The organism is Terriglobales bacterium, from assembly GCA_035764005.1.
Lineage (GTDB): Bacteria > Acidobacteriota > Terriglobia > Terriglobales > Acidobacteriaceae > Gp1-AA112.
Map to the genome: position 1 here is coordinate 22,389 of DASTZZ010000006.1, position 9,043 is coordinate 31,431.

Annotated in this window: 5 protein-coding genes; 2 read left to right on the top strand and 3 right to left on the bottom strand. The window is 58.2% G+C overall.

The features are described 5' to 3' along the window. Nucleotides 1–270 precede the first annotated feature (270 nt). Nucleotides 271–774 carry a hypothetical protein gene (locus VFU50_01140; GenBank protein HEU5231433.1) on the bottom strand — a complete coding sequence of 168 codons (504 nt, stop codon included), beginning with the start codon at nt 772–774 and terminating at the stop codon, nt 271–273. A 146-nt stretch (nt 775–920) separates the two neighbouring features. On the opposite strand from VFU50_01140, the gene VFU50_01145 reads away from it, so the two are divergent. Then, entirely contained in the window at nt 921–1,706 is a 786-nt protein-coding gene (locus tag VFU50_01145) for a hypothetical protein (protein ID HEU5231434.1), read from the top strand. Between the two features lie 95 nt (nt 1,707–1,801). Here the strand turns inward: VFU50_01145 and VFU50_01150 are convergent, their stop codons facing one another. Together VFU50_01150 and VFU50_01155 are read right to left on the bottom strand one after the other, a co-directional pair. After that, nucleotides 1,802–3,916: an Ig-like domain-containing protein gene (locus VFU50_01150; GenBank protein HEU5231435.1), complete on the bottom strand. Its 2,115-nt coding sequence runs from the start codon at nt 3,914–3,916 to the stop codon at nt 1,802–1,804. Nucleotides 3,917–4,236: 320 nt separating this feature from the next. After that, nucleotides 4,237–6,762 (bottom strand): family 78 glycoside hydrolase catalytic domain, encoded by a 2,526-nt coding sequence (locus VFU50_01155; protein HEU5231436.1) that lies wholly within the window; start codon nt 6,760–6,762, stop codon nt 4,237–4,239. Between the two features lie 381 nt (nt 6,763–7,143). Here VFU50_01155 and VFU50_01160 point away from each other — a divergent pair. Continuing rightward, on the top strand, nt 7,144–9,043 hold a 1,900-nt coding region (locus tag VFU50_01160), incomplete at its 3' end, for a thioredoxin domain-containing protein (GenBank protein HEU5231437.1).

The following is a 9,043-nucleotide window of genomic DNA, read 5'->3' on the forward strand; positions in this document are numbered from 1 at the left end:
CTGCCGAATCCGAGGAGAAAATCGGAACAGCGAAATAAACAGCGAACCGGAAATTTCCGACTCGAAAATCCTCGAATTCTGCCCAGAATTCGCAAAGTTTCGCAGCGACCAGGGAATTAACAGGGATTCCAGGAGTCGCCCGTCGATCTACATGAAACCAAGGCGGTTCCGGCCGCCAGCACGAGGCTGCGGCCGAGCGAACAGGGAATGAGCAGGGATTTTTTGTCACATATTGTGACTAGCGGCCCCCGCTCGGATTCATTCCGACTATTACTTCTGCGGACTGCTATTCCAGGATTCCAGGGCCAGCTTCCAGTCCCCTTGAGGCTGCCGACGCAGAATCAGCGTGATCTTGCCCTTATTCCTGAACGGTTCCGGCTTATCCGGTACTGAGACTGTCTGCGTGTTGATTCCCCACTCATAAGCCGTATCGCCGGAGACCTGAATACTCTGCCAATCGACGTCGCACTGCGTAACTTTTGCCCCTTTTAGCTGATCATCAAGGCCCAGCAGCCATTTCGAGATCACGGCCTTGCCGACCATTGGCTCCATTCCTGGAAGCAGGTCGACGCCATCGTCAGCCCACATGTCAGCGCCGCCCTTGTGGTTCATCGTGCGACAGTTGTCGACGAATCGCCGATTGAATTCGTCGATGGCCTTCCGATCCTGGTTCGCTCCGGCGTTGTCGCCCTGAGCATTGGCGGAGTTGATGAAGCAGAACAGCCCGGTAACGAGCAGAAACATAAGGACAAAGAGAGCGAAGTTCGTGCGCATTGCCCTAAGAATGTATCACTCTCGCCCGTTTTCAGGCCTGCCGTCTCACGCGATGAGGGATGAAAATCCCGAGTAGCTAGCCTTCCCAGAGAACGATTCCTGCTTCTAATCACTTGTTCGCTCCTGAATAACTGGAGTTCTGTCTCATGGTGGGTTCTGGTCGACGCTCGCAGTATGTCAGCATCTCGGTAGCTCTGGTGATCGCGTTCGTGTGGGCGCAAACCGCCGCCGCACAGCAGTCACCGAGCCAACCGCCCGACCTGGCTACCCTCGTTCGCCGCATCTCCGAAGCGCAGGCGCAGAACCACAGTCGAACGCTTCCCTACACCGTCACGCGCGACTACAAAGTGTTTGGCACAAACGCCGAACACCCACGCACGGAGGTGGTTGCCAAAGTCAATTTCCTGCCGCCGAACATGAAGACCTACGACATCGACCAAAGCACCGGCGGAATGGGCGAAAAGGTCATCCGTCGCATCCTCGATCACGAAGTCGATGCCGCGCGCGATCCCAGGGAGATGATGGTCAACGAGCAAAATTATCGCTTTGACTACGACGGCGAAGAACGAGTCGACAACCTACCCTGTTATCGCCTGACCATCGCGCCCAAGCACGATCGCAAAGACCTGCTCAACGCCACCATCTGGGTCGATCGGAACTCATATCGCATCGTGAGAATGGAAGGCGAGCCGGCAAAAAGTCCCTCGTTCTGGGTGAAAGATGTTCACCTGGTGCTGGACTTCGGTGAAGTCGCCGGCATGTGGATGCAAACCGAAATCCACGCACTCGCGCACCTGCGCTTCGGTGGGGAGTACAAGATCGTTTCTCAGGATTTGGACTACGACGTGGCCCGTTCAGTCGCGACCAACACCCACCCGGTCACACTGCGCCGCCGACATTCCTCGGCAATCATGGCCGCGTCTGTGCGCTAGAACGGCAAACACGCAGGTTGCGGACGAAAAAGGCGAGGCCACGATCCTTGTGACCTTGATGTTGCCTTTGTGACCTTCGTATACGCCTCTTGGTTTTACTTCGGACGCACCACGACAATCCGCGGATTGAAGCTCACGCTGATTTGGTTCGCATCCGGCGTTCCGGCGGCAGTCAGGTCAATGCGATGCACTGCCGGTGACGCTCCCCCAACTCCGACATAGAGAGAGTGCGCATCCTGAGTTAGCCCGCCGGAAAACAGAGGCCCGCCGGCAGAGAGAGCAATTGTGCCCGTAGTTCCGTCTACCAAGTGGTAGAACGGAACCCCCGTTGCATCGCTTCCACCCGTGTAGCCTGTAAGAAAGGCATTCGAATCGTCTGACGCGATCGCAATCTGCGTCGGGGTGCCGACGAAAGCCGGAAATGCTCCGGTTTTGATCGTGTTGCTTTCAGTCACCGGGCAGCCAACGTTGGCAAGCGCGGCAATCGTGTATGCCAAATCCAGCCAGCCGCCCGAACCGACGCCGATCATGTGAGTCCCGTCCGGCGCTACAGCGAGAACATTCGCAGCTCCGGCGGCTCCCGGAATGCTGGAATCGTTGCAGGTCGCAAGTCCCAGAACGGAACTGCCCCCGAAGAATGCGACCGAGCCCTGCGGCGTGAACACTACGCCATCCGCTCCGAAAGAGAGTGTCTTCAGTCCAGTACTGGGCGAGTACTCGTACACGGTGCTGCCGCTGGTGAAATAGGCTTTGCTGTTATCGCTGGCGAAATCGGCTGCCGTGACGTTTGCGATGTCAAACTCCTGCGCACTGTTCACATTCGGGCTTGCATCGAATACGAACACCTTGCCTGCGGCTGTATCGGAGATCACAATCTTAGTTCCATTGTTCGAGACTTTAAGAACTTTCCCGGTCAGACCGCTCGCCGTGGCAGTCACCGTGTTCGTGCCCGGATCGAAAATTAGCAATCCGGCATCGCTGCCAATGTAAGCCTTGGTCCCGTCCGGGCTGAAGACCATCGAATTGGGAACGCCGCCCAAGGTGACGGCGGTTCCCGCCGTGTTCGTTCCGCTGTCAATCGGGATCAACGACTTGTTTGCTGACCCATCGGGATTGTCGCTGCCGGTCACATAGATCGTCGTGGCTGTCGTTCCCGTGATCGTTCCCAGAACGGGATTGCTGTACACCGCCTGTCCTACCCCGGTTCCGTTAAAGTTTACATTCGGACCTGGAGCCGGATTGCAACCCGGGGGAGTACATGAGACCACTAACGTGCTCACGCCGGCTCCGGGCGTCGAAACCGCCCCCCCAGAAGCAATGGAAGCCGCGGTTGGCACGAAGCTCGAATAAGTAAGTGGGTTAGAGCCGGTAAATGTTATTGGCTGTCCGAGAATGTCTGTCACATCCGCGGTAAGGGTTTGCGCAGTTCCCGAAGCGACGTTGAAGGTCGTATCGCTTGCACCGGAGATGTGTAACGAGATCGTTTTTGGAGGGCAAGCCACGAAGATGCCCGGCGTTCCCGCCGTGGGAGATATAGTGCCAATCGAAGCGACTACTGTCGTGGCTCCCGGCAGTTGCGAGGTCACCACGCCATTTTGATCGACCGTTGCAATGGTCGAATTGCCAGTAGCCCAGGTGAAAGGGCCAACCTTCGTAGTGACGTCCTGGCCTGCGCTGAAGGCCTTTACCGTAAATTGCTCAGTTTGATGTTGAGAGACGCATACCGGCGGATTGCTCGGCAAATCCACTTCTACTTTGTCGACCCGGCCATGTACATAAACAGGGAAAGCGGTGGTGATGCTGCCCGACGTGATGTTGATATTCACTACCTGGTCTGGCAAAAGATTTCCGTTCGCGTCCCTGGTCTGGCAAACAACGTTGTTGGCGTCGAATACTCCTGCGCAGACCTCCCCGCTCGCGTTTACGGTGACCAGGGAAGGAGTCGCAGAGGTGTAGGTAACCTTTGGACTGGTAATGGCAGTATTGCTGGAATTCAGCACCTGGACGCAGACCAGGCCCGGACTGGCAACGCACCCGTCCGCGCTGCTCAAAGTGGCTACTTCACCATGGTTCAGCGAAAAACTGCTGGAGGTGGTGGTGATTGAGGCCGGAGTCGTGTCAGGAGGCGGCGAAGATTTATGACCGCATGAAGCCAGTACCACGGCTGCTGCCGTCAGCAGCAGATACCGTGTAACCAGAAAAAAACGCATGTACCCTCCCCGCCGTCTCGCCCGCAAAGCTCGCCTGCAGGCCGCTAAAAAGCCAGCGGAACTAATTCATAAAGGCTGAGTTGTTGGAGCCTCCAGTGTAGAGGCGCAGAGGCAAAGGCCGCAACCGCGCGGGCGGCAGCTTGCCCGAGGACGGGGTCAGTACCGTCCGCGGTAGCGGACGGGTGAGTAACAGAATACAAGTCGGCTGATTAAACCGCAGTGGAAGTCACTGCCGTCTCTCCAGCGAGTGGGAGCGCGGTACAAACTTCACCCACCCATCCGCTACCGCGGACGGTACTGACCCGCAACCCTCACGGGGCTCACGGCAGCACCACCCGCTGCTCACTCCCATGTAGCGTCCAAGACCGTCCCTTCCACACCAACTCCCCCGAGACTCCGTCCGGCAACGTAATCTCCGCCTGCACGCCAGCTCCGGCGCGATCGTATTTGATCTGCACCAATCCTTTTGAGGTAGGCATTGCAGCCTCGACGTGCTGTAGCGCTCCCAGATGAGGCTCAATGCTGACGCTACCGAAACCCGGAGCCTTGGGGCGAATCCCAGCCACAATCGTCAGCAGATCATAGTTTGGATGCGCGCTCCAGGCGTGCGAGTCCGAGCGTGTCGGCTCGGGCGACTCGGCCCATGTGGTCAGACCAAGCGCGACCATCTGGTGCCACGGACCGAGCAGGCGGAGATAATCGTCGGCCATTCCGGCGTGCTCCAATGCCCGAGCGAGATAGAAGCGGAAGTAGTAAGTCGCGGCAGTCATCTGCGGGACCGGACCCGATGCCGTGAACCCCTCATCCGAGGTCGACAGTATCTTCCGCACAACATCCTTCTGCCGCTCGCGAGGAATCACATCCAGCCACACGCCGAGAATATTTGCATGCTGGCTGAAGTGTTTTTGCGCGGGAGTATCGGCCAGCAGTCCATATTGGGAATTCCAGCACTTGCTCCAGACCGCCTGTGCCGCCCGCTCGGAAGCAATGCGATAGGTCTGCGCCAGATGCTGATCGCCGTAAGCTTTTTCGAGTTCTTCGGCATAACGAAGAGCTTCAATAAACTGCAACGTGATGATCGACGAGCCGCCATCCTCGTCCTCTGGAGGCACCCCGCCGTGAAAATCCTTGCCCCAATCCACAAATGGCCACCACGGGAGTTTGCCGAGCAGACCATCGGCGCGCTGATGTCGCAGGTACCAGTCGAGCACGGTGCGCGTCCCGGGGAGCTGCGCACGTACAAAATCGGTGTCGGCGCGATACATCCAGAAGTCGTGCACCATGCCCACCCAAAGCAGCGAGAACGTCGGAATCATCTGCACCAACGAAGATGGATACCGGCTCTGTGTGAGCCCATCCGGAATGCGCGAGTTGTTGTACGCATCAATCGCCTGGCGCCCGAGCCGATCGTCTCCAGCAACGGTATACGAGATCAGCGCCTGAATGCGCGTGTCGCCCACATACTGGAGCCGCTCCCAGTACGGCGTGTCCATGTAAGTGTCGTGCGCGTCGAGACGCGCGGTGCGCCAGCCGATCTGCCATATCGGCGTGAGTGACGCGTCATCAGAACGGAAGTAAGCGCGTTCCTCAAATGGGAATGCTGTGAACCAGGTTTTGAGACCGATCAGGCGCAACGGCTGATCGGACGTCTGCACATCGAGCTGCAAATACCGCCAAGTTCTCCAGACCAGCGGAATGAAATTAGAAGAGTCCGAGCCGTCGGGCAGGAAGTCGTCGGCTACTCCTTCGATGTGCTTGCCTTCGATCTGATTGCGATTGCCCTTCTCGCGTTTTTCATCGACCAGGGCTTCGGCGTAGGTGAGGCGAACCGTCGAACCCTGCCCGCCGGCAACCGTAAGCTGCGGATACGCAGTAGTAAGCTGACCAGCATCGATCAGAATCGCCGCTGAAGTGTGCGCCGGGATCGCGACTTCCCCTTCCGGGAACGCAGTCGTCGCCGGAATGCCTGTCGCTCGAACAACTTTGCCGGATGAAACCAGACTCAAATCAAAACGCGGCAGCGGATCAGGCACAAGCTGCCAGCTATTCGGAGAATCACTGGAGAGCCGCGGAGCCGCGCGGCTCACCACTTTAGCCTTAGTCCACGCCGATTTCGGGCCGTTCGATTCCGTATTCCACGACCAATCGAATTGCGCGGCATCGAAACGCAAGTCCGGTTCAGCGGCATAGTAGCCATGAACCTGCGGGTGCACAGTCGTGATCGCCTTCTCCTGCTCGACTTCCCAAGTTGCGTCCGTGTCAGCGGCGCGCTCCGCTTCTCCATCGCTCTGCACGAGGAGCGCAGTGCGATCGCTGATCTGCGCAATCGCGGCGTTAGTTGCGAAGTTCCATACGGTAGCGGCCATGATGTTTCGGCCTGCATGCAAATGTGAAGCAATGTCGTATGTCTCGTACCTCCAGTGCGCGAGATCGCTGCGCGCCGGTCCCGCGCCGATGTGCTGTCCATTCACAAAAAAGATGAACTGGTTGTCGGCGCTCACGTGCAGCACGAAATGCGCAGGCGCCTCAGCGAGATCCAGCACCTTGCGAAAGTGCAGCACCGTTTCGGCGCGCTGCTGGATATCCGGCGAGGTGATCCATTGCGCTGTCCAGGATTTGGGAGCGGTGGATTGAGCAAGTCCCGTAATGGGAAGAAAGAGTATTACCGCCGCAGCGGCCGCAACTAATGATCGTCTTTGCACGCACAACAAAATACAGGGAATTTGTGAAAGCGCAAGGAGGTACAGTGCGTGATTGCGTGATTGCGTGATTGCGTGATTGCGTGATTGGTGATTGGTGATCTGGCTGGTGATTTCGAGTCGATCACAGTGCCGGAGGCACGACATGTGAAAGCCCAGGACGAAGTCCTGGGTTAGAAAGACAAAAAACAGAGTCCCGGAGGGACGACACCTGGCACGACTTCTGCTCCTCCAATTGTGTTGTGCGGAGGAACGGCCTCGTTAGAAACCACTGGCGCAGAACTTCTCTTCCGAATGAATGCCGTCCCTCCGGGACTCGGATTCAAATCACGCCAACCCAGGACTTCGTCCTGGGCTCTCACATTTCGTGCCTCCGGCACTGAGAACGCGATCAGCCGCTCGCTCCTCAACGTTGCCGCGCCGATGCCTTCCCTTCTCTATTACCCATCGATTATGGCTAACGCCTAGGCCGAACTCCACGCCTCAAGCGTCCGTCCGCCCGTCTCACCTGCGCTAGACTTAATGTTTATGCCCGAGCCCACGAACTCGCTTGCGCGCGCCTCTTCTTCTTACCTGCGCTCTGCTATGCACCAACCGGTGGAGTGGAACGAATGGGGCGCCGATGCTTTTGAAAAAGCTCAGCGCGAGAACAAGCCGGTGCTGCTGGACATCGGCGCTGTGTGGTGCCACTGGTGCCATGTGATGGACCGCGAGTCCTACGAGAATCCCGCAATCGCTAAGCTCATCAACGAGCACTTCATCGCCGTGAAGGTCGATCGCGACGAGCGTCCCGACGTCGATAGCCGATATCAAGCTGCTGTGCAGGCGATCAGTGGACAAGGGGGCTGGCCGCTCACAGCGTTTCTCACGCCCGATGGTCGTCCATTCTTCGGCGGCACTTACTTCCCTCCCGAGGACCATTATGGGAGACCAGGGTTCAAACGCATTCTCACCGCGCTCGCCGAAGCCTATCGCGAGAAGCACGGCGAGGTGCTCGAATCCGCCGAGCACGTAATGGCCGCGATCGATCAAGCCGAATCATTCGCCGGACGCGCAGGCGAGATCTCGCCGACGCTCGTCGAAGGCATGGTGAAATCGGCAATTCAAGGCTGCGATCCGCAGAATGGCGGATTCGGATCCGCTCCGAAATTTCCTCATCCCTCGATTCTCGACCTGCTGATCGATCATTGCGGACAAACCGACGATCCGCAGGCGCTGAAGGTGATCACGACCACGCTCGACCACATGGCCAATGGCGGAGTTTACGACCAGCTCGGCGGCGGCTTTCACCGCTACTCGGTCGACGAGCGCTGGGTGGTGCCGCACTTCGAGAAGATGTCGTACGACAACTCGGAGCTGCTCAAGAATTACGTGCATGCCTACCAACTCACCGGCAACGCGTTCTATGCCGACATCGCGCGCGACATCATCCGCTGGATGGACGAGTGGCTGAGCGACCGCGAGCGCGGCGGCTTCTACGCCTCACAGGATGCCGATATCGATCTTCATGACGACGGCGATTACTTCACCTGGTCGAAAGCTGAAGCGGCGCAAGTTCTCGATCCGCAGGAACTCGAGGCCGCGTCGTTTTATTACGACATCGGCGAAGTCGGCGAAATGCATCATCGTCCGGAAAAGAATGTGCTCCACGTACGCGCCACTCCAGAGCAGATCGCCACGCGCATGAAGCTCCGCACATACGAAGTGCGCCAACTCATTTCGACAGCCAAGCGCAAGATGCTGGACGCGCGCGTGAAGCGTCCTACGCCGTACATCGACAAGACGGTCTATGTAAGCTGGAACGCGCTTTGCGTTTCCGCCTACCTGGAAGCCGCGAAGGCGTTGGGTCTCGAAGATGCCGGGCACTTCGCGCTGCGCTCGCTCGATCGTCTGCTGTCAGAAGCGTGGTCGCCGGAACGCGGACTCAAGCACGTGATCGCCTACTCCGATGCTTCTGCCAATCATCGCGAAGTCGCCGGCTTGCTTGATGACTATGCCTTCACCGCAATCGCATGCCTCGACGCTTACGAGACCACGACCGACCTCAGCTACTACCGCTTCGCCGAGCGCATCGCCGCCAAGATGATCGAGTGCTTCTACGACGAAACCGCGGGCGGATTCTTCGACACCTCGCGCCAGGCACTGCAAGGCAATCTCGGAGCACTGAGCGCACGCCGTAAGCCGCTGCAAGACTCGCCGACACCTGCGGGAAATCCGGCGGCCGCCATTGCTCTGCTGCGCCTGTATGAATATTCAGGTGAAGCGAAGCATCGTGAAATCGCGGAATCAACTCTCAAAGCCTTCGCCGACGTAGCCGGCCACTTCGGCATCTTCGCCGCAACCTATGGAATCGCTTTGACGCTTTACTCGCGGCCCCACACGCAAGTAGTCGTAATCGGCAACGACCAACGAGCCGACGAGTTGCAGC